The organism is Neoakkermansia glycaniphila (assembly GCF_001683795.1).
Taxonomy (GTDB): Bacteria; Verrucomicrobiota; Verrucomicrobiia; order Verrucomicrobiales; family Akkermansiaceae; genus Akkermansia; species Akkermansia glycaniphila.
The window spans coordinates 1-23,112 of the sequence record NZ_LIGX01000022.1 but is presented as its reverse complement, the minus strand read 5'-3'; the positions used below and the strand labels follow the sequence as shown (position 1 = coordinate 23,112).

General features: G+C 56.1%; 15 protein-coding genes, 1 tRNA gene and 1 pseudogene. 9 read left to right on the top strand and 8 right to left on the bottom strand.

Translation table 11 applies throughout. From position 1 onward, the window contains the following. The first annotated feature begins 13 nt into the window (after window positions 1–13). The 7 genes from AC781_RS06680 to AC781_RS06655 all read left to right on the top strand — a co-directional run bounded on the left by AC781_RS06680 (window position 14) and on the right by AC781_RS06655 (window position 11,245). Complete coding sequence (locus tag AC781_RS06680; protein WP_067775479.1) at window positions 14–2,371, top strand: hypothetical protein; 2,358 nt, start codon at window positions 14–16, stop codon at window positions 2,369–2,371. Continuing rightward, window positions 2,368–6,591 (top strand): contractile injection system tape measure protein, encoded by a 4,224-nt coding sequence (locus AC781_RS06675; protein WP_067775476.1) that lies wholly within the window; start codon window positions 2,368–2,370, stop codon window positions 6,589–6,591. The genes AC781_RS06680 and AC781_RS06675 overlap by 4 nt, the downstream gene beginning before the upstream one ends. Before the next feature lie 89 nt (window positions 6,592–6,680). Further along, a complete protein-coding gene (locus AC781_RS06670) occupies window positions 6,681–7,223 on the top strand; it encodes an eCIS core domain-containing protein (protein ID WP_067775627.1) in 543 nt (180 codons plus the stop codon). A 92-nt stretch (window positions 7,224–7,315) separates the two neighbouring features. Beyond that, on the top strand, window positions 7,316–8,152 hold the full coding sequence (locus AC781_RS06665; protein ID WP_172801780.1) for a hypothetical protein: 837 nt from the start codon (window positions 7,316–7,318) through the stop codon (window positions 8,150–8,152). A gap of 69 nt (window positions 8,153–8,221) precedes the next feature. Next, window positions 8,222–9,514, top strand: a complete 1,293-nt coding sequence (locus tag AC781_RS06660) for an ATP-binding protein (protein ID WP_067775470.1) — start codon at window positions 8,222–8,224, stop codon at window positions 9,512–9,514. 181 nt (window positions 9,515–9,695) lie between these two features. After that, window positions 9,696–9,890: a hypothetical protein gene (locus AC781_RS13690; RefSeq protein ID WP_071133344.1), complete on the top strand. Its 195-nt coding sequence runs from the start codon at window positions 9,696–9,698 to the stop codon at window positions 9,888–9,890. 41 nt (window positions 9,891–9,931) lie between these two features. Continuing rightward, window positions 9,932–11,245, top strand: a complete 1,314-nt coding sequence (locus AC781_RS06655; protein ID WP_067775465.1) for a hypothetical protein — start codon at window positions 9,932–9,934, stop codon at window positions 11,243–11,245. Window positions 11,246–11,414: 169 nt separating this feature from the next. Here the strand turns inward: AC781_RS06655 and AC781_RS06650 are convergent. The 5 genes from AC781_RS06650 to tkt all read right to left on the bottom strand — a co-directional run bounded on the left by AC781_RS06650 (window position 11,415) and on the right by tkt (window position 17,699). Then, window positions 11,415–11,496 (bottom strand) — tRNA-Leu (locus AC781_RS06650). Between the two features lie 52 nt (window positions 11,497–11,548). Beyond that, window positions 11,549–12,643 (bottom strand): DNA adenine methylase, encoded by a 1,095-nt coding sequence (locus AC781_RS06645; RefSeq protein ID WP_067775459.1) that lies wholly within the window; start codon window positions 12,641–12,643, stop codon window positions 11,549–11,551. A gap of 19 nt (window positions 12,644–12,662) precedes the next feature. Beyond that, complete coding sequence (locus AC781_RS06640) at window positions 12,663–14,294, bottom strand: cell division protein FtsZ (protein ID WP_067775455.1); 1,632 nt, start codon at window positions 14,292–14,294, stop codon at window positions 12,663–12,665. 12 nt (window positions 14,295–14,306) lie between these two features. Continuing rightward, a complete protein-coding gene (gene ftsA, locus AC781_RS06635) occupies window positions 14,307–15,518 on the bottom strand; it encodes a cell division protein FtsA (protein WP_067775452.1) in 1,212 nt (403 codons plus the stop codon). A gap of 192 nt (window positions 15,519–15,710) precedes the next feature. After that, entirely contained in the window at window positions 15,711–17,699 is a 1,989-nt protein-coding gene (gene tkt, locus AC781_RS06630; protein WP_067775449.1) for a transketolase, read from the bottom strand. A 123-nt stretch (window positions 17,700–17,822) separates the two neighbouring features. On the opposite strand from tkt, the gene AC781_RS06625 reads away from it, so the two are divergent. Next, window positions 17,823–18,812, top strand: coding sequence for a glycosyltransferase family 2 protein (locus AC781_RS06625; protein ID WP_172801781.1), 990 nt, complete (start codon window positions 17,823–17,825; stop codon window positions 18,810–18,812). Next, entirely contained in the window at window positions 18,797–21,484 is a 2,688-nt protein-coding gene (locus AC781_RS06620) for a DEAD/DEAH box helicase (protein WP_141675794.1), read from the top strand. Before AC781_RS06625 ends, AC781_RS06620 begins: the two co-directional genes overlap by 16 nt. Here AC781_RS06620 and AC781_RS06615 read toward each other — a convergent pair. The 3 genes and pseudogenes from AC781_RS06615 to AC781_RS14020 all read right to left on the bottom strand — a co-directional run. Beyond that, entirely contained in the window at window positions 21,471–22,439 is a 969-nt protein-coding gene (locus AC781_RS06615) for an exonuclease/endonuclease/phosphatase family protein (RefSeq protein ID WP_141675793.1), read from the bottom strand. The two genes, AC781_RS06620 and AC781_RS06615, sit on opposite strands and share 14 nt — an antisense overlap. 130 nt (window positions 22,440–22,569) lie before the next feature. Continuing rightward, window positions 22,570–22,884, bottom strand: a complete 315-nt coding sequence (locus AC781_RS06610) for a YbaB/EbfC family nucleoid-associated protein (protein WP_067775437.1) — start codon at window positions 22,882–22,884, stop codon at window positions 22,570–22,572. A gap of 23 nt (window positions 22,885–22,907) precedes the next feature. Next, a pseudogene (locus tag AC781_RS14020) lies at window positions 22,908–23,112 on the bottom strand (hypothetical protein); the annotation flags it as partial.

The following is a 23,112-nucleotide window of genomic DNA, read 5'->3' as shown; positions in this document are numbered from 1 at the left end:
AGGGATAAGGATAATGGATACCGACGGCCTGTACATCGAGCAGAAGCGCAAAGAGGATTTTTTGTATTCTGTCCTGCAGAAAAAGACGCTGGACGAGATACAGCGCCTGTCGGGCAGCGTATGGACGGATTTCAACGCGCATGATCCGGGAGTCACCATTGCTGATGTGGCCAATTATGCCCTGACAGAGCTGGATTACAAACTCGGTTTCGATTTGCAGGATTATTTGACGGGCGAAGCGGAAGCCTTTTCTCCGGAACATTTCGGATTGTTCTTTCCGGAAGATGTTTATTCAAATGCGCCTGTGACGCCGGACGATTATCGGAAACTGCTGTATGCCGAATTTCCGGCTTTGGAATGGATCGGGATTCAGTGCGATGCGGCGACCGGGGCTTACAATATCAATGTGCGGTGTTCGCCTCTGGATGAATCACCGGATATTCTTGAGAAAGTGCAGGCTCATTTTCAGGCTCACCGCAATTTGTGCGAAACCTTGAAAAACGTCCGGCTGCAAAAGACGCTGCCTTTGTTTTTCCATGCGGAATTGGAAATCGAGGCAGGAGCCGATCCTGCAGAGCTGCTGGCGCTGGTTTATTGGCATATCATCCGTTATCTGTCCGGCTCCGTGCTGGTGGAGCGGGCGGGAGAGTGCATACCCGGCGGATTGTCTCCGGAAGAATGGCTGGAAGGCCCGACCGGGAAAACGAGGGTGACGATACCCCGGCAGGACAATACGGAACACGAATTATACAAGCAGCTTGCCTCTCTCCCGGGCATCAGGGGCTTCAAAACCTGTTATTTTCTGGATCAGAAGGGCCGCATCATCACGAATTTCAGCCCGGAGTATCAGGTTGCGATACCCCGGCAGCAGCAGGATTTCCGGGTTCGAATGACTGTGGATGAGCTGGAAGTTTCTTTTGATGCGGATCAATTCATGGAAAACCTGCAGGTGTTGCATCAATCCGATGTGTTGGCCCGCCTGCGCCCGGCTGCCGCAGAGGGTGGTGAAAAGGGCGCCGATGCCTGCCGTTTCCTGCCCGGGGGCGTGTATCGCCGGGTGTTCGGGCATAAGCCCATTGCCGCCGATATGCCGGGCTGCTATGGCCTGAGGAATGGAGCTCTGCCTTCATCGGCAACGGACGCAGGGAAGGGATGTTCCGCCCCCTTGTCCTCCTATCTGGATTTGTATGATCGTGTGATCCGAAGAGGATTGAGTGAACTGCGCCTGGTCAAGGATCTGCTTTCCCTTGAGAACGGGCATGCTGCGGTTTTGTCGACCATGGATATTTTGCCGCAGGAAGGGCAGATCCGGTACAAGACGAATGATCGGTTTCGGGATGTCTTCGGCGTCAAAACGCGCTATCTGGATTTTCTCGATCGTTTGTTCGGCGTGGAAAGTTGCCCGGACTGGCTGTCCGAATTCAGTGCGGATGGTGAAACGGAAGACGAATTGCTGAAAAGGAGAATGGCCTTCTTGCGGCAAGTGCCGCATCTTGTGCGCAATCGTTTTCGCGCCTGCGATATCGAGGGAGGTTTGTCGGCAAGCAATATTTCCGGTATCAAGGCTTATTTGTCATGGCTGCTCGGCATGAATGCGGATGAGACGGTGTCGGTGGGCAATATCCTTCCCAGCCATAATCTGATTCTGATGGGGGATGATCCTGAATACAAGCCGTTCAGGGACAGGATGACTTCCATGCTGATCGATGAAAGCCGGATGGATCGGGCCAATATCGGGAATATCGAAAAAATCGGCTATTCGCCGATTGAGGAAAACGAGTGGCGGCAATGCGGGAGAAAGGAGCGCGCCGGGCGGTATGAAGCGTTGCGGCGGGAATTGGGCTTCTTCCATACCAATATGATCAGCGGTGGCTTGTTCCGGGGGGGCGTCTGTCTGGATAACTATAAATTGGTTCATCTCGGAGAGGGGGAATATTTGCTCGCTTTCTGGAACAATGAGGATCGGGAATGGTGTTGTCTGGGCCGCATGAACGATCGGGAAAGGCTGCTGGAGCTGGCCCGGACGCTGCGCCATTATCTCCGGGAGCTGAATCTCAAGAGTGAGGTGGTGTATGTCGTGGAACGCCAGTTGCTGAATCCGCCTGAATACTTCACCGTTTCATTCGTCTTTCCCGACTGGACGGCGCGGTTCAAATCAGCCCGCTTCCGGGAAAGATGCAAGCAACTGGTCAGAAGCCTTCTCCCGGCTCACCTGAATGCGCGGTTGCATTGGCTGGATGTTCTTCAAATGCAGAGATTCGAGGAAAATTACCGCAAGTGGTGCGTGAGTTTGCACCGAAGCGGCAGTGAAACGTATGCGGACGGCATTCTGCACATTCTGAACCACTCCAAATCTGTTTCCGATGTATGATTACCGTAGACCGGCTATCGTTTCAATTCGTTGCGGACAATGAAACGTTCGCTGCCGATCTGTATGCCGGGTGGGATGATTTTTGCCGTCGGTGCTTCACGGAGGTGCTGGACGATTTTCTTTCCGGATTTGACGGAAGGGACGAGTTGATCGAAGTGGATTCCCTGACCCTGAATCTGGGCCGTATGGAGGAAGAAGAATTGTTGACGGTTTTTCCTGTGCGTGTGCGGGAGGAGCTGGAGCGCGTCTTCCGTCCCGGCACGATGCAGAGAATTTTCGGCCGGGAATTGGCGAAGAGACGTTTGGAAAATCTTCTGTTTTATTTGTCCTGCGGTGTTTGCAAGCCGGAATGGCACGACGGCCGTTTTGATATGCGGGAAGAGCTGGCGTTCATCATCCAGCATGCGCCGGATGCGCTGGCTCTCTTGATGCGGAGCTGTTTTCAGGAAGCGCGCCGCATGGAGCGGCTCTTATCCGGTGCGGACGGGCGGCAATTCGGCATCTTGGCGACGGCATGGAATGATTGCCGACAAATCGGTCAGGATGACCGGCAGAGGATGCTGGCCTCTCTGGCAACGGCCCGGCCCGGCCTGATGGCCGGTTTTCTGGAGGCTGTGCAGGGCGACGCGGAGTTGCTGCGTCGTCTGGCGGCCTGCTTGAATGCGGGACTGGATGCCGATCGTACCCTGGCGGAATCCACCCGTACCGCCGTCAGGATGAAATTGGTGGAGAGGATGCCGGAAAACCTGCGCCCTCTGCTGTTGGCGCAATGGGCGGGCAGCATGTTCTGGCTGTCCAGCCCGGCCATCAGCCATTTTGAAAAGCAGCGGTATCTGGCGGCGGTTCTGGAATCCTCGCCGGAAATCGTCGTGCGCTTCATTCATGAATCCGGCGGCGATATGCTGCCCGCATTGGCGGAGTTGCTGGATTCCCTGACGGTGAAGAGGATCATGGTGGAAGAATGCGAGAGCCATGCGGAAGTGGATGTTCCGCCCTACTGGCATTACCTCTACAACTGGTTTCTGGAAAATTATCCGTTCAACGGCGTGTATTCGTTCGGCGACAAGAAACAGTTTCGGCAGCACTTGAATGTCAAATTCCTTTCTTTTATCAGAAAAAGAATGGATGCCGCCTATTTGTCGAAGGCGGAATTGACCGTGCAATTCCTGTTGGAAGTCTTCGGGCGGGAATATTATCTGGATGTGCTGGACGTTCTTTACAGGCGGCAGCCGCTCCATGCGGACGGCACTCCGGTCGATGGAGGGTATTTCAACATGGAGCTGTATCATATGTTCATGAGGCTTTCCCTGCTGAGATTTCCGGCGAAGAGGAGCGGCGCGGTATCTTCTCCGCTGCAGGACGGATTGCCCCGGAGGCTCGAAACGCAATTTGCGGAGATGGTGGCGGATGAGTCCCTGCCAGTGGAACAACGCCGGCAATATCTGGCTGCCTGTTTCCGGGAAGAGCCTCGCGGCACGGAAGCCATGCTCTGCGCCTTGCTCCGCCGGAAAGGCATGTTCAGGCTGGTCGCCGAGTTGGCGGATCGGGAGATGCTGTATGTGCTGTTGTCCTTGTCGTCTTTGCGCGCTTGCGAACTGGCTCGGCAAACCGTGTGGGCGATGGAGCATCCGGCGTCCGGCACAGGGGCGATGGCTGCGAGTGGTCGGGAAGTTTCCGCATGGTCCGTCAAAAAAGGCTTGTTGTATTTTTGGCTTCATCATGCAGGCCGAAGCGCCGGCCCGGAAGAGGAGGTCGGAATACTGGTATCCGCTTTCCTTGATGGGTTGGATGAAGAGGGGAATCCTCTGCCTGAAATGAAATCTGGAGAGGAACATGTGTTCCGGTCGCTGCAAGTGGTGGCGAGAGCTTTGCATTTGAACGTGTTCAACGAATGGATTTATGAAAACGGCGGGAACATTCTGCCGCCAAGCGAGCAGGAATGGCCGGAAAATGCTGTGCCCGATGAACGTCTGTTTTCCCGCTTGCATGCCATCCTGACCCATGAACGACCAGGTAAAGAGGAACGCAGGATGCTGCTGGCCGCCTATCTCGAAGCCTGCCAGACAAGCTGGCCGCAGATGCTTCTTGAGCTGCGCAGGAATGGCTTGCTGCACCGTTTTGCGGAATTGGGCGGGCATCCCTTGATGATGTCGATGGCGGAGTTCCTGTTCGAGAGCATGGGGAATGAACGATTGCGGCAGGTGAAAGTTCTGTATCGGTGGATGTGTGCAAGCAGTGCGGTGCGTGAACTCATGGCGGATTCATCGCAGGCCGGAATGGATGCCCGCATTTTGGCGGTACTGGCCCAGTGGACGGAATCCGGTGTTTTTGCGACATTGGTGCCGGAAGCGCTGTGCAGGCGGTTCATGTGTGCTCTGGTGGGTGAAAGCGGGTATGAAGAGGCGCTTCTTCTTCTGGAAAAGCATTTGACGGGCAAAACGGCAAGAAAGAATGCGGATCGCGGTGTGGCGGATGGCGACTTATGGAAGATCCTGATACGGTCGCTCCATTCGCATACACAGGGCAATGCTTCCTCGTCGCAGGGCATTGTATCCGGCGAAAGCATGGGGATTGTGGAGGAATCCGGGGAAGTGGAATACAGTGTGGCGGAATGCGGCCATGATGTGCGGTTGATTGCAGAGATGTCCGGAACTTCGGAAGAGAAAGAAAGGCTCTTGCGAAAACTTGTGGATTCGGATTCAGCCGCCCTGCTTCCGGCTTTGGAAAGCTTCAGCAGGGATGAAGACGCCTTCCGGAGATTGGCCGGAGCGCTGCCCTATTCGGACTTGATGAAGGTTTTCGGCAGCATTGTGCCGGAGCGTAAAGAGCTGCTTTCGCGTGCTGCCGAGGCCATCATGCGGAGCGGCGGAAAGCAATACGGTGTGGCTGCGGCCGGACGTGCGGAATGGGAGGCCTGGCTCGGGCAGGCGTTGCTGCTGTGGCTTGTGGAAGGGAAAGCTCTTCTGCTGAGGACGTGGAGTCATGAAGAAATGGTCCGGCAGTTGGTTGGGAATCTTCACCGTATTGCCGACGGACGGATTGAGAGGGAAAAGAGCGGTTCGACGGATATGGAAGCATCCCGGCAGGATGTGGGCCGATTGCTGGATGAACTGAATCTCCGCCCGATCGATGGGCATGAATCCATGCTTTCGTCAGAGACTGCTTCCGTGGCTTCCTTGCATGCCGGGAGATTGCTGGCATGGCTGAAGGATGAAGAAGTTTCTGCCGGAGAGAAGAAGCGTATATTGGCCATTCATGCAGAAGAATGCCCTGGCGCTCTTGTGGAAGTCGTTTTGCAGTGTGTCGGCGGCAGCTCTGACAGAGGCATCTGCGAATGGATGGATACACGGTCTCTGGTGGGCCTGATTGCTCGCATTTCTCTGGCAAAGGCGGAAATGCTGAACCAAATCATCGAAAGGTTGAGGGAGAGGCATTCCGTATCGGAACAAACGTTGAAACGTGGATTGCTGGAAATGCTGTTGCGTATCAAAAACGATTATTCCCGCCAGATGACAGCCGATTCGCTTGCGAAGCTGTTTTTGCAGTTCATGCTTTCGGAAGAAGAAGCACAACCTTCAGAACAACAACCAATAAATAACAAACAAATGGATTCAAAGAACATAACAACGGAGTCGATTTTGGGTGAACTGTCCGTTTCCCCATCGGAAGATCAAGCGACAGTCAGCCCGACCATGGAAGATGTGAAGTATTTGACGGTGCACAATGCCGGACTTGTTTTGCTTGTGCCGTGGTTTCGCCGTTTATTCTCCATGCTGGGTCTGTTGAATGAAGAAATGGGGGACTTCAAGAATACGGAATCCCGGATACGGGCGATCTTCATCCTGCAGTATCTTGTCACCGGGCAAAACACGGAATACGAAGAACAGGAACTGGCCTTCAACCGTGTTCTGGCTGAGTGCCCTTTTTCCTGCCCTCTGCCCAAATCTCTGGAACTGACGCCACACGAGATGGAGACGGCTGCCTCCATGATGGAGGGGGTGATGGCAAACTGGGAGAAACTGAAGAATACTTCCGTGCAGGGATTTCGGAATGCGTTTATTGCGCGTTCAGGCCGTTTGGAGCAGTTGGAGGAAAAATGGCTGTTGACCGTGGATCAACGTGCTTACGACATGCTCTTGGATTCGCTTCCGTGGTCATATAAAATGATACGGTTTCCATGGTTGAAAAAAATGATTATTGTTGAATGGAGGAATGTCTGATGCTGATCGAATGGTATCGGTCATTGGGTAAAACGAAGAAGATGAAAAATCCCGGCAAGCAGGGTTGAATATGAAGAAGAGAGAAAATGATGAAAACGGAAAAAACATATCAGGAAAAAGTTGCGCGTACCATACAGCCGGTCAGGGATGCAGGCACCATGCAATTCGTCGATAACCGCCATACGAATGGAATACCGGAGCCAGCCGTTCAACGGCTGGCTTTGGACGAGGAAGATGTCCTTCAAGGTAAATTTTCAACCACTCCCGTTCAGATGGAGGAAGATGATGAAGAGCTCGCCCCCATCCAGCAAAGACCGAACCTCACAGGCTTGCCGGATCATTTGAAATCGGGAGTAGAGCAGCTTTCCGGGTTCTCTATGGATGACGTGCGGGTACACTACAATTCATCCCAGCCTGCGACTGTGCAGGCTCTGGCTTACACGCAGGGGACTGATATTCATGTAGCTCCGGGACAGGAACAGCACATTCCGCATGAAGCATGGCATGTGGTTCAGCAGATGGGCGACGAGGTGTCGCCGACGACTGAAATAGGAGGCATGCCGGTCAATGACGATGCGATGCTGGAACATGAGGCGGATGTGATGGGTAACAAGGCGAACGATATGATTTGACAATCGGGGTATGGGATATTGCTCAAAGAAGGTAAATCAAAGAAAAACATAAGATGAAATGCAGAATAGTAAAAAATGCAGTAGGAAGGACCTTGGATCCGTTGATTCCGAATAAGGTTGTGCAAAGTTACAGTATTCTTGATTGCAGAGACCATCGATTGTCTGGCAGTATACAACGCCGGGTGTCGGTCACCAGTGACAATAAGGATTCTTCTGCAGATTATGTGACGTTGAATTCTATTGCATTCGGCCAAACAATTGCTGGCGGAATCATTGAGAATTTCGAGGATTCGAATTTCAGTACACTGAGTTCTAAGGAGAAGATTGCAATGGTTGGGCATGGAAGCATTGGCTCATCCGGTGAATACTCGGGAGAGGAGATTGCGGACAAGTTGACCAAAGGTGAGGCAGCCATGCCGGACGGCGATCACGATATCATCTTCACGTCATGCGATGCGGGAACTGCCTTGACACGCGGTGGATCGGATGCTGTGATTGATACGGTCAAGAATGCCATTCTGGCGACTTGGCCGTCTGCAACTGCAACGGTGACGGGTGCGGAGGGTGCCAGTGTAAAAACTATTACAGGTACTGGGCAGGAAGCATGGGGAGTAGTTAAAAACGATCCTTTTGCAGAAAAAATAGCTGGTGACATTGAAGATTGCCTTAATACGGTGTATAAGGTGAAGATCAAAAACCCATATGGCCTTGATAGAGAAAATGATTTAATAGCAAGTGATTTGGTAGAAAAGGCTTTGGATGTGCAGAAGAAGAAGAAGGATTATTTCATGGATTTTATACATCTGATCAATGGCGAATGGGATCTCGTCAGTCTTGATACTCAAACTGCAATTTCCAAAACATTCGACCCCGTCCGCTTATCAACAATCAAGAACGGCGGTATTAAGGCTGGTGTGAGGCGTATTTGATAACGCTCTTGTAACGGACAAGTATGCATATCGTTGATATGTGGTTTTAATGATAGAAAAACAGAGTTCATGGAACAGCATATTCTCTGGTTCAATCGGCTTTTAAGGGTATCGCTTGCGCTTTATTTCCGGCAGGAGTGTGAATATTCCGATTTGGAAGAGGTGCAGGCTCCGGAGGATGGCTGGCTGGAGCGGATGACGGGGGTGGACGATTTGGATTTCCGCGAGAAGGTTGTCGTTATGCTGGCGCTGATGCCCCATGTTTGTCCTCAGGGGCTGGATATCCTGTTTGTGCAGAATACGGGCGTAGGCCGCCCCTATACGGAGTTCGGGGGGTGGAAGGGGCTTTCTCACGGAGGTTTTTTGCCGACGGGAGAAACGGCTGCCTTCATTCTGGCCGGGGAAAATGCGGAGAAGAGGCAGGATGTCATCAAGCTTTTTCATCAAGATCATCGGCTCCATGTCCGGAATATTCTGCATATGGAAGGCGGCGGAGAAGGAGAACCGTTTTTGAGCGGGCAGCTTCGTGCCTCGGATGAGTTGCTGAGCCGGGTTTTCTTCGGCAGGGAGTATAAACCGGATTATCGCATGGGTTTTCCGGCCAAGCGCGTCACAACGGCTCTGGAATGGGAGGATATGGTTCTGGATTATCGGGTGCAGAATGAGTTGGGCGAGATCAATACATGGATTCAAGGGCATCGAACCGTGATGGAGGAGTGGGGGTTGTCCCGTTTCCTGAAAGCGGGATACCGCACGCTTTTCTACGGTCCTCCGGGTACGGGCAAGACGTTGGCCGCCACGCTGATCGGCAAAAGGAACGGGATGGATGTCTACCGGGTGGATCTGTCCATGATTGTTTCCAAATACATCGGCGAGACGGAGAAGAATCTGGCGGTTGTTTTCGATCTGGCCGAGAACAGGAACTGGATTCTCTTTTTCGATGAAGCGGATGCCTTGTTCGGAAAACGCACGTCCGCCAATACGTCCAATGATCGCCATGCCAATCAGGAAGTCGCCTATCTGCTGCAGCGGATCGAGGATTTTCCCGGTACGGTTATTCTGGCGACGAATCTTCGCGCCAATATCGATGAAGCGTTTTCCCGACGATTCCAGTCCGTCATCTATTTCCCGATGCCTGAACGGGATATGCGGGTTGAATTGTGGAAGAAAATGCTGCCGTCAAACTGGCTGGGCAGCGATGCGGATGCGTTGATCAATATGGCGGCCGAAGCGGAGCTGTCCGGTGGCTCCATTTCCAATGTCATTCGCCGGTGTGCTTTGCATTTGCTGAGCAAAAAAGAAAATTGCCTGAGCAGGAATGTGCTGAGGGAAGCGCTGGATAAGGAAGAGCTGAAACGCTAGGAAGAACAGTCGCGCGAACAAAGCCACATTAAGAAGCATAACTTGATAGTGAGCATTCTATTTTGAAAAGATACAGTAGAGATATTCCGATGATTTTCTTGCTTTATGGATGTTCAAGCCGTAACAGCATGTAAAGAATTTCATTATATAGAAGAATAAGAACTTACTATGCGATCATGATATGAAAGAAAAAATTACGTCTAAAAAACAGATTTCAAGAACACTGGATTCTATCTCAGGAATATTGCAGACTGTCTCAATGGAGGATATACTGGGACAATACAGGCAGAGAGGGAATGGACAAGTGGTGCAACGAGTTCCTTCAAAGGAGCTGGCAGAATTGAATGCCAAAATTCAGGAATTCTTACAGGAATAGGAAAAGAATCAATCATAACCCAGGCTTCGCTTACTACAAGATTGGAATCCATCAATCAATATCTTGCCTCATTACAGCATCTCCAAGAAAAGGATGAAGATGGACAAAGCTTGCAGAATACCTTGGAAGGTGATTTGCTTCAAATGAAGCAGAATATTGAGAAACAAACCTTGGCATACGGCAGGATCTTAGAAGTGGTTTTGCTCGATGAATGGAACAATAGCGAATTGGTTCGGAGCATCGGAGAGATGCCATGGGAAATCGTCTTAGCACAGTGGAATCTATTGAAAGCGTCTCTTATTGGTCCCGAAAAGGAGAAGATGGATAAATTTGTTTTAGTCAAGCTTCGCAACCGGAATCAAGATGAAGCCGAGAAGAAAGAAAAAATGAAAAAAGGCGAAGCTGTAAGCGAATTTAGTTCTTATGCAGGTTGGACAGAGATGATTTCGGCCTCTCAGGAAGGATTCATGTGGGGAGTAGAAATAGAGGGAGGAGACATAAATGTGTATCTGAAAGAAAAATATCGATACAAACCGAAGCGAGAACCAAAGACAATCGAAAATCAAAACAGAAAATTTTTTTTAAAAGAAAAATTGAGTTATTTGAAAAGAACACCCTTATTGCAAACAAATTATGGTTATCTAGCGATTGATAACGTAATGGATGACAAAAAAGTGGAAGGCTTATTGACAGGAAACCTAGTACCAATTCCGCTTGAAATTGCTTCCAAGCCCATAAGTGGGGAACTTGATTCGGAAAGCAGGAAGGTGATTCGGATGCTAGAGAATAGAAAAAAGGAAACGTGGCCTGCCGTTAAGATGGATCGTGCTAATTCTCAATTGCAAGTACCCAGCGATAAATACACGCCGATAGCACTGGAGAAGTTCAATGAAATTTTTTTGACAAAATTTGTGAATAATATTAGCATGCATACTATGCCACAACATGCTACAAAGAGTGGAAAATCAGAAAACAGGTTGACAATGGCCGAGGAACTTGTTAAGACAGCCTGTGCTTTTAAACCTGGTACGTCTGGTAAGGTCGCATTGTCGAAAATGCCAAAGACTTCAATCGAATTGCTACGGCATGCTTTTATGTCTGGCGAAGAGGTGCGAAGGATGGAAGGGTATGCAGGTCAGGTTCGTGAGCAGCTCTTGAAAAAATTGGGAAAAGATACGAAATTTGCGGATGACCATCTGAATGCAATTATCATTCCTGCTTCCGGAGTACCACGCGAGATAGGGGGTTATACTCTTTTGACGCCAATGACCAATGCTCTACCATTAATTAGGCTGGGAAGAGAAGGGAAAAAAGAAGTTACTGTTCTTCGCGAAAACAGAGAATTAACACCGTGATGAATGGAGCAGGATGTGAATTTGTTCGAAAAAAAGCCTAGGTTCATGATTGGGCTTCATACAAACAACGAAGTAACCCATGAGAAATAAAATATACCTCGATTTGAACTGTAACAAGTAGTTATGAAAACAACAGCATCATACACTATAATGCTGTTCTACAAAATATTGGTACCGGCTGTGGGACTCGAACCCACACTCGTTAGAACTCGATTTTGAGTCGAGCGCGTCTACCATTCCGCCAAGCCGGCACTGGAAGGTGCGATGATTAGACCGGAAATAGGCTGCGTTGTCAAGGCGTTTTTACGCTTTTTCCAGCAGGTAGAGGTATTCCGTGACTTTGATGGGGCGGTTGCGGAGGTTGCGGCTGCCCCGGAAGGTGTTGTAGGGGATGGCGGAGACGGTGAGGGTGCCCATGGTTTGCAGGCGCGAACGGAAGGTTTTTTGTGAGATGAAGCCTTCCGAGTTGTAGGAGAGGAGGATGTATTTGGACGGGCAGTCGTCGATGAGGCGGAGGAGTTCGTTTTCCGCTTCGATGCTTTTGTTGTAGGCGGAGCGGTTCCATGCTGCCGGGATGCCGGAGACGGGGCTGATGTCTTCAGGCGGTGTGTAGTTGACGAGTAGGTTGAGCATGAAGTAGTTGGAGCCGTAGGGATGTTGGTTGTACGGCGGGTCGAGGTAGGCGAGGTCCGTTTCCGGGATGGCGCGGACGAGGGTGTTGGCATTTTCCTGATAGATGCTGTGGGTGCAGTCGTGATCGGAGAGGACGGGAAGCGCCGGTTCGATGGCACCCATGATGCGAGTGAGGGCGTGGCCGGCCCGGCCACCGAAGGCTCCGCAGCCGCGGTCGTTTTTGTAGAATCCTTTGAAGACGCCGGAGGTGTTGGCATGGATGGAGGCTTCGGCGAGGAGGGGGGCGAGGAGGTAGGGGCGCAGGGGGTCCGGTACGGTGCAGTGGATGTATTGCGCCGCAGTGTCGAGGATGACGGCGTTTTGACGGGTGTAGAAGACGCGGTCTTCGCGGGTGATGGCGTCGTCGTTTTTCGGCGCGTAGGTGGCGGCTATGAAGCCGGGTACGGGGTGGTGGAGGATGGCGTGGCGGAGTTGCTGCAGGTGGTGTTCCAGCGCAGGGAGGTCGAGGTCGCTTTTGTTGGCAAGGTAGCAGCGGTTGATGATGGAGCTGTAAGCCTCCAGGTCGTTGGCGATGATGTGGCTGGCGTGCTGTTTGAGGTAGCGGCTGACGATGCCGCTGCCGGAGAAGGCATCGAGGCAGGAGATTTTTCTGCCGCCGAGTTTTTGGCGGACGGTTGCTACGGCTTCTCCGATGAAGTGGAGGAGGGCGCGTTTGTTGCCCAGGTAGGTGACGATTTGCTCCCGCAGGTAGGATTCGTTTTCCACGCTTGGGGGGTGCTATGGGTTAGCCCGGGAATTGGTCGTCCCATTGTTTGCCGCGCAGTGCCGGGGGGATGTCGAGGTCTTCTCCGTCGAGGATGTTCGGGTCGTCGAGGCCGTAGGCGGCTGCGTTCGGGAGGTTGAGTTCCGGTTGTTTGACGATGGGGGTGTCGGTGAACGGGAGTTCAGGGGAGAGGGGGAGGTCGATCGGTGCTTCCGGTTCGGGCAGGGGTTCTTCTTCCGGGGCGGCGGCGGGGGCTGCAGGGAATTTGAAGTCGGCCGGGAGGAGGGAGCCTTGTACCTGTTGTGCCCGCGCAGGTGTTTTGACGGCGGGAGCTGCCACGGTCGCCGGTCTGGCCGCCGGAGCAGGTTCTGTTTTTTTCGCCGGTTCGGGGTTTTGTTCAGGTTCGGGTTGTACGGGTGTTTCCGGTTCCGCTGCCTGTTTTTCGGCGGTTGGTGATTCGACTGGTTGTTTTTCCTCTTTTTCGGGTTCCGGAGCAGGTTCGGCGACCGGGGGGGCGTCGGTGGATGTGGCGTCTTCAGCAGGCGTTTCTGCGATGATGGACGTTGTTTCCTCCTGTGGTGCAGGTTCTGCCGGGAGCTCAGGCGCCAGTTCCGGTTCGTCGGTGGGAGCCGGAGGGGTTTCCGGTTCGGCTGGCTGTTCCGGCGCCGGTTCGGGGATCGGGATGCGTTCCGGTTCGATGGAGCTGAGGATGGTGATGCGCAGTTCGTCGTTGAGGCGGGGTTTGACGGCTGCTCCGAAGAGGATGTTGACGCCGGGGCGGAGTTTGGCCTTGATGGCGTCCATGGCGGTGCGGATTTCCTCGAGGGTGAGGGTTTCGTTGCCGGCGATGTGGACGATGGCGGTTTCGGCGCAGGCGAGGGCGTTGTTCTGGGCGAGGAGGGGGGATTCGAGGGCGCGTTCTGCGGCGCGGGCGGCGCGTTCGCTGCCGCGTGCGGAGCCGGAGCCGAAGATGCAGCGGCTGTTTTTGCCGCGCAGGGCCTGGGTGAGTTCGTCGAGTCCGAGGTTGATGAGGCCGGGGGAGGCCGCGAGCATGGGGACGGCGGCGGTGGCTTTGGCGAGGAGCTGGTCGGCTTCGCTGAAGGCGTCGTGTACTCCTTTGTTCGGCGCAATGAGGGTGCTCATGTGGTCGTTTTCGAAGCAGAGGAGGACGTTGGCGCTGATTTCGAGTTCGCGGAGCGCCGTTTCCGCCTGCTGGCGGCGGCGGCGGCCTTCGAAGGTGAAGGGCATGGTGGCGACGACGACGAGGAAGATGCCGAGTTCGCGGGCGAGGCGTGCGACGATGGGAGCCGCGCCGGAGCCGGTGCCGCCGCCGAGGCCGGTGATGAGGACGAGGAGGTCGTGCCCTTTGAGGTGGTCGACGATGGCGGCTTCGCTTTCGCGGGCAGCCTGTGCGCCGATGGCGGGGTCGCCGCCGGAGCCGAAGCCGTGGTTGCTGGCGGCTCCGAGCTGGATGAATGTGCCTGCTGCCGATGCGCGGCCGATGCGTTCGTCGAGGGAGAGGGTGCAGAGCTTGATGCCGGCGTTGGTTTGCCCGGCGAAGCAGCTGAGGATGTTGGCACCTGCGCCGCCAAGGCCGATGATGGCGATGTTGCGGCTGTTTTCTTCGAGGTTGGCGCTTTGGTACGGGAGCATGGTGATGAGAGGTTATTTGCGGCGGAAGAGGGAGGAGAGGCGGCCGAGGAGGCCTGCGCGCGGGGAGTAGTCTTCATCCAGGCGCTGGGCGTAGCGGATGAGGCCGATGGGGGTGCAGTAGCGCGGGTCTTCGAGGTAGGCCGGGGTTTTGGTGTCTCGGGGCGGGGCTGGTTGGTGGACGGGTACGCCGAAGATGTAGTCGGCGAGGTTGTCGAGGCCGCGCATGAGGCTGGTGCCGCCGGAGAAGAAGACGCTGATGCCGGAGTTGGGTTTCCAGATGTCCGCCGGCAGGCGTTTTTTGATGAGGATGAGGGCTTCGGCGAGGCGGTCCCGGATGATGCGGTTGAGCATGCCGCGTTCGATGGCGACGTCGTGCATGCCGAGGTCTCCGGTGAAGCGGGCGAGGCTTTTGTCTTTGACGTCGCCGAAGGCGTTGCCTTCGGTGCGTTTGAGGATGTCGGCCACGCGTTTGGAGATGCGCTGTTCGGTGAGTTTTTCGATGTCGGCGTTGATGGTGTTGCCGCCGATGGCGATGCAGCCGGAGGCGATGAGCTGGCCGCCCTGGTAGAAGACGTAGTCGGTGGTGCCGCCGCCGATGTCGATGACGAGGGCCCCGGCTTCCTTGTGCTGGCGCGTGAGGATGACCTGTGCTGCGGCGAGGGGCGCGAAGACGAAGGATTCGACTTCGAGGGGGACCTGGCGGACGCAGCGGAGGGTGTTGGTGATGCGCGTTTTGATGCCGTGGATGAGGTGGCAGTTGACGTCGATGGTGCGGCCGCAGAGGCCGACGGGGTTGGCGACGGGGTCCTGGCCGTCGATGGAGTATTCCCCCCATTCGCGGTGGAGGGTGTACTGGTCCGGGCCAAGCTGGATTTCCGAGGCTTTTTCGTCGACGAGGTCGAGGTGTTCCTGTTCGATGACTTCGCGGTCGTCGGGCAGGCGGTAGGTGCCGGAGCTGTTGATGCAGGAGATGTGCTGGCCGGTGACGGCGACGAAGACGGAGATGATGTCTACATCCGCGTGGTCCTGTGCCATTTGCCAGGCGTCGCATACGCATTGCCGAGCCATGGATTGGTCGACGATTTCGCCTTTGCGTACTCCTGCGCTGGGTACTTCGCCCATGCCGATGATGGTTGCGGTGGCATCCGGGCGAACTTCCCCGACGACCACGCAAGTTTTGCTGGTTCCGATTTCAAGTCCTACGTGGATTTTAGTGCGGGCCATGGTGTGTGCTGGGTAAACTACTGGATGTTTGACTCGTTTTTATCATCTTTTTCCGCTGTTGGCGTGCTTCTAGCGCGTCATGCGGGAAGATGGGGCGGGTGAGGGTGCTGTGCCTGTGCGGAAGTCGGGAGGAAAAAATCTGCCCCATGCGGCGACATGGGGCAGAGGACGGGGTGAGGCGGGGCTGCCTTGTTATTTGGCTGCCTCAAGGATGCTTTCGACGGTCATGCCGAGTTCTTTCAGCACGAGGTCGCCGGGGGCGGAGAAGCCGAATTGGTCGATGCCGATGGCTTTGCCTTCGCTGCCGAGGTATTTCCACCAGAGGGCGGTGATGCCCGCTTCGATGGAGATGCGTTTTTTGCAGGAGGCGGGGAGGATGCTTTCCCGGTATTCGGCGCTTTGTTTGTCGAAGCGGAAGAAGCTGGGCATGGAGACGACGCGTACGCCGTCGCCGAGCTGTTCGGCTGCCTGCAGGGCAAGGGAGAGTTCCGATCCCGTGGCCATGATGATGGTGGTGAGTGCCCCTTTTTCCTTGCGGGCGATGTAGGCGCCTTTCAGGACTCCTTCGCGGCGTGTTTCTGCCGGGATGGAGTTGAGGGTGTCCACTTTCTGGCGAGTGAGGATGAGAGCGGTCGGTCCGTCGTTGCGTTCCATGGCGGCGATCCAGGCGCCGGCCGTTTCTTCGGGGTCGGCAGGGCGGATGACGTCGAGGTTCGGGATGATGCGGAGGCCGGAATAGGTTTCGATGGGCTGGTGGGTGGGTCCGTCTTCGCCGACGGCGACGGAGTCGTGCGTCAGGATGTAGGTGACGGGGAGTTCGGAGAGGGCTGCGACGCGGATGGCGGCGCGCATGTAGTCCACGAAGACGCAGAAGGTGCCGGCGCTGACGCGGAAGATGCGGTCATAGGCGATGCCGTTGCAGATGGCGGCCATGGCGTGTTCGCGGATGCCGAACCAGAAGTTGCGGCAGGCGGGGGTTTCTGCGCTGTAGTCGCCGCCGCCGCTGATGTAGTTTTTGTTGGAGCTGTACAGGTCGGCGCTGGTGGTCAGGAGGTAGGGTTCAGCCTTGGCCAGTGCATTGATGGCGATGGAGCCTGCCGAGCGGGTGGCATCGGCGAAGTCGGGCGAGAAGAAGGGGATGGCTTTGCCGGATTCTTTGGGGCAGACTCCCTGTTCGCATGCAACGATGCCGGAGGCGAGTTCCGCGGCGAGGTCCGGGTTGGCTGCGCACCATGCCTGGTAGGTTTCGCTCCATTCGGTGTAGGCGGCTTCGCGTTTGGCTTTAACGCCGGAGAAGTAGGAGCGGACGTCTTCGGAGACGTAGTAGCGTTCGCCTGCGGGGATGCCCCATGCAGCGTGGGCCTGTTCCCAGAATTGGGCTCCGCCTTCGCCGTGGCCTTTGGTGGTGCCTTCGACTTCCGGTACGCCTTTGCCGATGGTGGTTTTGGCGATGATGAGTTTCGGGCGGCCGTTGGTTTCGAGTCGGGCGCAGCGGATGGTGTCGGCTACGGCGGCCATGTCGTGCCCGTCGATGGTGACGGTGTCCCATCCGAGTGCGGTGAAGACGGCGGCGACATCTTCCGTTTGCGATTTGTGCAGCGGTGCGTCGAGCGTGATGTCGTTGGAGTCGTAGATGAGGACGAGGTTGTCGAGCTTGAGGACGCCTGCGATGGCGGCGGCTTCACGGGCGATGCCTTCCTGGATGCATCCGTCGCCGGCGAGGCAGAAGATGCTTTGGTTGAAGATGGTGTGTTCCGCCGTGTTGAAGCGTGCGGCGGCGTGTTTGGCCGAGATGGCGAAGCCGACGGCGTTGGCGATGCCCTGGCCGAGCGGGCCGGTGGTGCATTCGACGCCTGGTGCGCAGTTGTATTCCGGGTGGCCGGGGGTGATGGCTCCCTTGGTGCGGAAGGCTTTGACATCATCCAGAGTGAGGCCGTAGCCGGCCAGATGGAGCCAGGAATACAGGAACATGGACCCGTGGCCTCCGGAAAGGATGAAGCGGTCGCGGTTGAGCCAGCGGGGCTCGGAAGGGTTGACGTTGAGGAGGTCGCCGTAGAGGACGGCGCCGATTTCTGCACAGCCGAGGGGCAGCCCCAGGTGGCCGGATGCGCGATCGTGAATGGCGTCGATGGCGAGTCCGCGTGCCTGATTGGCGGCCTTCTGAAGGAGGTCGAAGTTCATGCGGGCGCGATTCTACCATGCCGGATGGCTGGAGGGAAGCCTAAAGTGCCGGGCTGGCGCGAAAAGGGATTTGCGTCCGGCCTTGACGGATCAAGGGTTGTTGGCTACGATGGGGGAGAGCGTATGAGTGCGTCCGAGTGTCCAGCCGTCAGTGTTGTTGTTCCCGTTTACAATGTGGAGCAGTATCTTGTAGAGTGCCTGGATTCTCTGCTGGCCCAGACGATGGAGGATTGGGAGGCGATTTGCATCGATGACGGGTCGCAGGACGGTTCCGGTGCGATTCTGGATGAGTACGCGGCGCGGGATTTGCGGTTCCGCGTGGTTCACAAGGAGAACGGGGGGGTGTCGCAGGCCCGCAATCTGGCGATTTCGATGGCAAGGGCGCCGTTTCTTTGCATGGTGGATTCTGATGATTGGATCGATCCTGCGATGATTGAGACGCTGTATGGTGCGATGCTTCGCGATGAGGTGGATATGGTGGTGTGCGGCCTGTGGGAGCATGATGAGGATTCCGGTGCGGTTCTGGAGCGGCCCCCGTTGCGGCACGGGAAGACGGATGAGGGGGTGCAGCCTGTGAATGCTTCGATGATCGAGTCGATGTCGCGCTATTCATGGGACAAGATGCTGAAGACGTCGATCGTTCGGGAGACGGGACTGGCTTATGCGGAGGATATTCCGTTCAGCGAGGATCATTTGTTCATTCAGCTTTATCTGCTGTATTGCAGGAAGGTGTCGGTGCTTTCAAGGAGTCTGTACCATTATCGTCGCCGCCATTCTTCCGCAACTCTCCGTTTCGTGCGCGGCGAGGCCCCCGCCCATTATTACGAGTGCGCTGTTTTTGCGCTTCTGCGGGTGCTGGATGAGCTGCCGGAAGGTATGCCCGGCAAGGAGCGGCGGATGTGGTGTACGGCGTTGTTCGCGCAGAATTTTCACCAGATTTATCTGGTGAAGCATGTGCTGAAGGGGAAGAATCATCCCGAGAGTGCAAGGATCAACAGGGCTGTGAGGAGGGCTTTCTGGGTTTTGTTCCGCAAGACGCCGAAGACGGCGGTGTTCCGTATCATGTGGTGTGATGCCGTCCGGTTGCTGCGCAGGATTTGCGGAAGGGGGTAGGAGGGATGGCTGTGGTGGAGTCCGTTTTCCTGTCTGTGCTTGAAGGTGGGGTGCCTTCCGTCGCCCCGGCGGGGGCGGCTCCACGGATGGCGCGGGCTTTCGAGCGCGGAGCCGGGTTCGGGTTGCTGGATTTGGTGAGGTTCGATGTGCCGTCCGATGCGGCTTCCGTTCTGCATTGGTTGAAGGAGAAGGCGCGGCTGGTGCTGGTGCGGTCGTTGCGGGTGCGGGGAGGGGGGGATTTCACGCTTGCGGCTCCGGATGCAGCGGAAGCGGCGCGGTGGTTGGCAGAGATGCCTCCCTGCCGTGGACACGGGTATGTGTCTGCCGGAAGTTTGCAGAGGTGGTTTGAGGATATGGGGCCGGCTTTGGCGCAACGGGCGAGGCTGGCGGGTGTGGCTGCCGAGGCGTGGCTTGCCGGGCTGGGAGAGGGGTGGGAGCAGGTGGGGCGGTTGTGTTTCCATTTGGCGGAGAACGGCCACGATGCGGACGGAAGCCGTCCGTTTGCCTTTCTGGCGACTCTGGTGCATCAGGTTTCGAAGGACCATCAGGCGAAGCATGTGCCTCTGGGGATGGCTCTGAAGCTGTATGAAGAGGATCGTGAGGCTTTGCTGGCGCTGCTTCGTCCATTGAGGGAGGTGGCGGAGGTGTCGCCGTTTTTGCGTGAGCTGGTGGATTCGCAGTCGGTGTATCGCCCGCAGGTGTGGACGGCGCGGCAGGCTTATGATTTTTTACAGTCGGTGCCTTTGCTGGAGCAGGCGGGTGTTGATGTGCGGATGGTGAATTTGTGGAAGTCTCTGCCTCCGAAGGTGGAGGTTGAGGTGAGAGTGGAGGGTGAGGCTGTGGATGGTCGGGCGCCGTCTTTGAATATTCATTCGCTGCTGACGTTTTCTGCGGCGGCGGTGCTGGGGGGGCGGCATCTTTCGGAGGAGGAGTTGGAGGAGCTGTTGTCCGGTGATGAAGGGCTGGTGCGGTTTCGCGGCGAGTGGGTGCGGGTGGATCGGGAGAAGGTTGCGCAGATTCTGGAGCAGTGGAGGAATGCTTCCCGCATGGCGTCTGTTTCAGGTGTGCCTTTGCTAGCTGGGTTGCGGCTGCTGCTGGGAGGGAGGAGCAAGGCTCTTCCGTGGTTGCCGGAGCCGGATGAGGAGGTGAGGCTGGAAGCGGGCGATGTGCTGGAGCAGGCTTTGGAGGCACTTGGCCGGAGCGGTCGCGATGCGGAGTCGTTACCCCTTGGGCTTGATGCGGTGCTGCGTGAGTATCAGAAGGATGGAGTGAGGTTCCTGTCCGGGGTGACGGAGGTGGGGTTCGGCGCATGCCTGGCCGATGATATGGGGTTGGGCAAGACGTTGCAGGTGATTGCCTGGCTGGAGTCTCTGCGCCTGCGGGGGGTGCTGGATGGGGCGGCGTCTCTGATTGTGGCTCCGGCGTCTTTGCTGGGCAATTGGCAGGATGAGTTGCGCCGTTTTGCTCCGGAGCTGGATGTGGCGGTTTTGCATCCTGATTATCTGGATGAGAAGGATTGTGTGCTTTTGCGTGAGAATCCCGGCTGGCTGTTGCAGCGCGGGCATGTGGCTCTGACGACGTACGGTATGGTGGCGCGGCTGGAGGAGCTGGGGCGGGTGGAGCTGCCTGCGGTGGTGCTCGACGAGGCGCAGGCGGTGAAGAATGCGGATTCGCGGCGATCCCAGGCGGTGCGGAGGTTGAATGCCGTGCGCCGGGTGGCGCTGACGGGTACGCCCGTGGAGAATTCCATGCAGGAATTGTGGAGCTTGTTCGATTTTCTGACTCCGGGTCTGCTGGGGAGTTCGAAGGAGTTTGCTGCGATGTTGCGGGAATCGGGAGCCCGGTACGAGAGTGTGCGAAGGCTGGTTCGCCCGTTTATGTTGCGCCGCCTGAAGAGTGATGAAGGGATTGCGCCCGAATTGCCGACGAAGACGGAGACTCCGTGTTTCTGCCTGTTGACTCCGGAGCAGGTGCGGCTGTACAAGAGGCAGGTGGAGGAGCTTCAGGCGGTGATTCAGGAACCGGATCCTGCCGTGAGGTTGGCGTTGGTGCTACCGTATCTTTCAAGGTTGAAGCAGATTTGCAACCACCCTGCCCAGTATTTGGGGACAGGGTATATGGCTCCTGAAGAATCGGGGAAGATGGTGCGCCTCCGCTATTTGGCGCGGGAGGTGGCGGAGGCGGGAGATTGTATGTTGGTATTCACGCAGTACAGGAGTATGATCGAGCCTTTGCACGATTTGCTGGAGTCCGTGTTCGGCAGGCCGGGGCTGGCGTTGCATGGCGGCACTCCGCTGGAGATGAGGAAGGAGCTGGTGGACAGGTTTCAATCGCCCGGCGGTCCGCCGTTTTTCATTTTGTCTCTCAAGGCGGCGGGTACAGGGTTGAATTTGACGCGTGCAAGCCATGTGGTGCATTTTGACCGGTGGTGGAATCCGGCGGTGGAGAATCAGGCAAGCGACAGGGCTTACCGTATCGGGCAGGTGAAGCCCGTGTGGGTGCATCCGTTCGTGTGCCGGGGGACGATTGAGGAGAATATCCACCGGATGCTGGAGGGGAAGCGGGCGATGGCGGATGCTCTGCTGTCCGGCGGGCTGGAGAAGCTGCTGCTGGCGATGTCTCCGGATGAATTGCTGGATCTGGTGAAGGCTGGACCCGCTACAGGGGTTTGATGTCCGCCATGACGGCGTAAGCCGCAAGTCCGGGGATGTAGAGTGTCGAGGAATGAACAGAGCGCAGCGGGGATGTGTATCCGATGCGGTGCAGTCGCAGAATGGGGAAGTCGGAAGGGCAGGTTGCTCCGTAGCCCACGCCGGATGAGCCGTAGGCATCGGTCATGACATGGAGGAACGGGTCAAAGACGGGAGATTGGGGCGGTGAGTAGAAGGCTCCGGCGCAGATGACGGGGATTTCTCCGGCACGGCGGCCCATGTTTTTGAGCGCTTCAAGAAGGGAGTCGATTTCTTTGCGGTGCGTGGCTCGTGTTTCGGCATGGGCTTTCCAGCAGTCCGCGGAGAAGAGGTTTCTGTTTTCGGGGCCGGGCGTGAGGTTGACGTTGACGAGTCGTACGGGAACGACGGTGCGGTCGGGAGACCAGTCGACGATAAAACTGCCGTTGCCGATAATAGGCCAAGCCTGAGCGAGCTGGCCGTGCCGTACGATGATGGCATTGTTGCCGTTGGTGCGTATTGACGGGTTGGCTCCGAAGAGATCGACAGCCAGAGTCTGCGCCTGATCAATGTGCTGCAGATTTTGGAGGAAGATGACGTCGGGATGGATAGGTTGGAGAATTTCCGCAGGGACAGAGGAGCCGTTGCGGCAATCAATTGAAATGATTTTCCATGTGAGGCGCTCATTGGCAATGCGTGCCGGATCCTGGTCGAGTCCGATGCGGCCGATGCCCTGAAAAACGTCGCTGACCATGATGGCGGTCAATGTCCACAGGATGACGGTGCCGAAGGCGAGCCATTCCCTTGCCCAGAGCCATGCGAGGAGGGCCGGGGCAACGGCTGTGATGGTCACGAGCCAGACCGGCAGCAGGAGCAGGGCGGCGATGCGATCCGACCCGCTCCACATGGCCATGATGAAGATCAGCCAGATCGCCAATGAAACACAGGTGAGGAACATGCCTGCCTTTTGGCTGGATGATCTGGGTTTCAGTGCGGAAAGTATGCTCTTCCAATGCTTCATGAGCCTGCGGAATTCTCCGGAGAATTCGTTCTGCGGCTTTGCCGCCGGATCTTTCCGGGATGGAGTGTCAGAGTCCGAGGCCGGTTGGGAGGCCCATTCCGCCTGTCAGTTTTTTCATTTCGGATTCCGCCATGGCTTTGGCTTGTTCGATGGCGTCCTGAATGGCTTTGAAAATGAGAGTCTGTACGAATTCCGCATCATCGGGATCCAGAATGGAAGGGTCGATTTGCAGATCGGTGATCAGGCCGGCGCCAGTGGCGGTTACTTTGATTTTGCCGCCTGCGGCATTGATGGTGAGCGTTTGTTCGGCAAGCTTGTTTTGTGCTGCGGCCAGCCCGGCTTGCATTTGCTGGGCCTGTTTCATCAGTTTTTGCAGATTCATGTCGTATGGTCGGTTTTGTAAGTTCAGGAGATGATTCGGGCGTGGAATTCGTCCAACGCTTTTTGAATGAGCGGATCTTTGTAGAAAATTTCGGGATCGAGTTGTGTGGAGGGAGCATCGCTCGGCGGCTCGGCGGCTGATGAGGGGGGCGGAGCCGTGTTGGGCTTCGGTTTGTTCTGGGGAGTAGGAGCGGGCGGCGGCGGGGGGGGCGGAAGCGGTTCCAGAGCT

What these genes read in the sequence shown, in the direction of transcription:
- AC781_RS06680 (WP_067775479.1), top strand. Translation starts at nt 14, where the DNA reads ATGGATACCGACGGCCTGTACATCGAGCAGAAGCGCAAAGAGGATTTT.
- AC781_RS06675 (WP_067775476.1), top strand. Translation starts at nt 2,368, where the DNA reads ATGATTACCGTAGACCGGCTATCGTTTCAATTCGTTGCGGACAATGAA.
- AC781_RS06670 (WP_067775627.1), top strand. Translation starts at nt 6,681, where the DNA reads ATGAAAACGGAAAAAACATATCAGGAAAAAGTTGCGCGTACCATACAG.
- AC781_RS06660 (WP_067775470.1), top strand. Translation starts at nt 8,222, where the DNA reads ATGGAACAGCATATTCTCTGGTTCAATCGGCTTTTAAGGGTATCGCTT.
- AC781_RS13690 (WP_071133344.1), top strand. Translation starts at nt 9,696, where the DNA reads ATGAAAGAAAAAATTACGTCTAAAAAACAGATTTCAAGAACACTGGAT.
- AC781_RS06640 (WP_067775455.1), bottom strand. Translation starts at nt 14,294, where the DNA reads ATGCTCCCGTACCAAAGCGCCAACCTCGAAGAAAACAGCCGCAACATC.
- ftsA (WP_067775452.1), bottom strand. Translation starts at nt 15,518, where the DNA reads ATGGCCCGCACTAAAATCCACGTAGGACTTGAAATCGGAACCAGCAAA.
- tkt (WP_067775449.1), bottom strand. Translation starts at nt 17,699, where the DNA reads ATGAACTTCGACCTCCTTCAGAAGGCCGCCAATCAGGCACGCGGACTC.
- AC781_RS06625 (WP_172801781.1), top strand. Translation starts at nt 17,823, where the DNA reads ATGAGTGCGTCCGAGTGTCCAGCCGTCAGTGTTGTTGTTCCCGTTTAC.
- AC781_RS06615 (WP_141675793.1), bottom strand. Translation starts at nt 22,439, where the DNA reads ATGTTCCTCACCTGTGTTTCATTGGCGATCTGGCTGATCTTCATCATG.
- AC781_RS06610 (WP_067775437.1), bottom strand. Translation starts at nt 22,884, where the DNA reads ATGAATCTGCAAAAACTGATGAAACAGGCCCAGCAAATGCAAGCCGGG.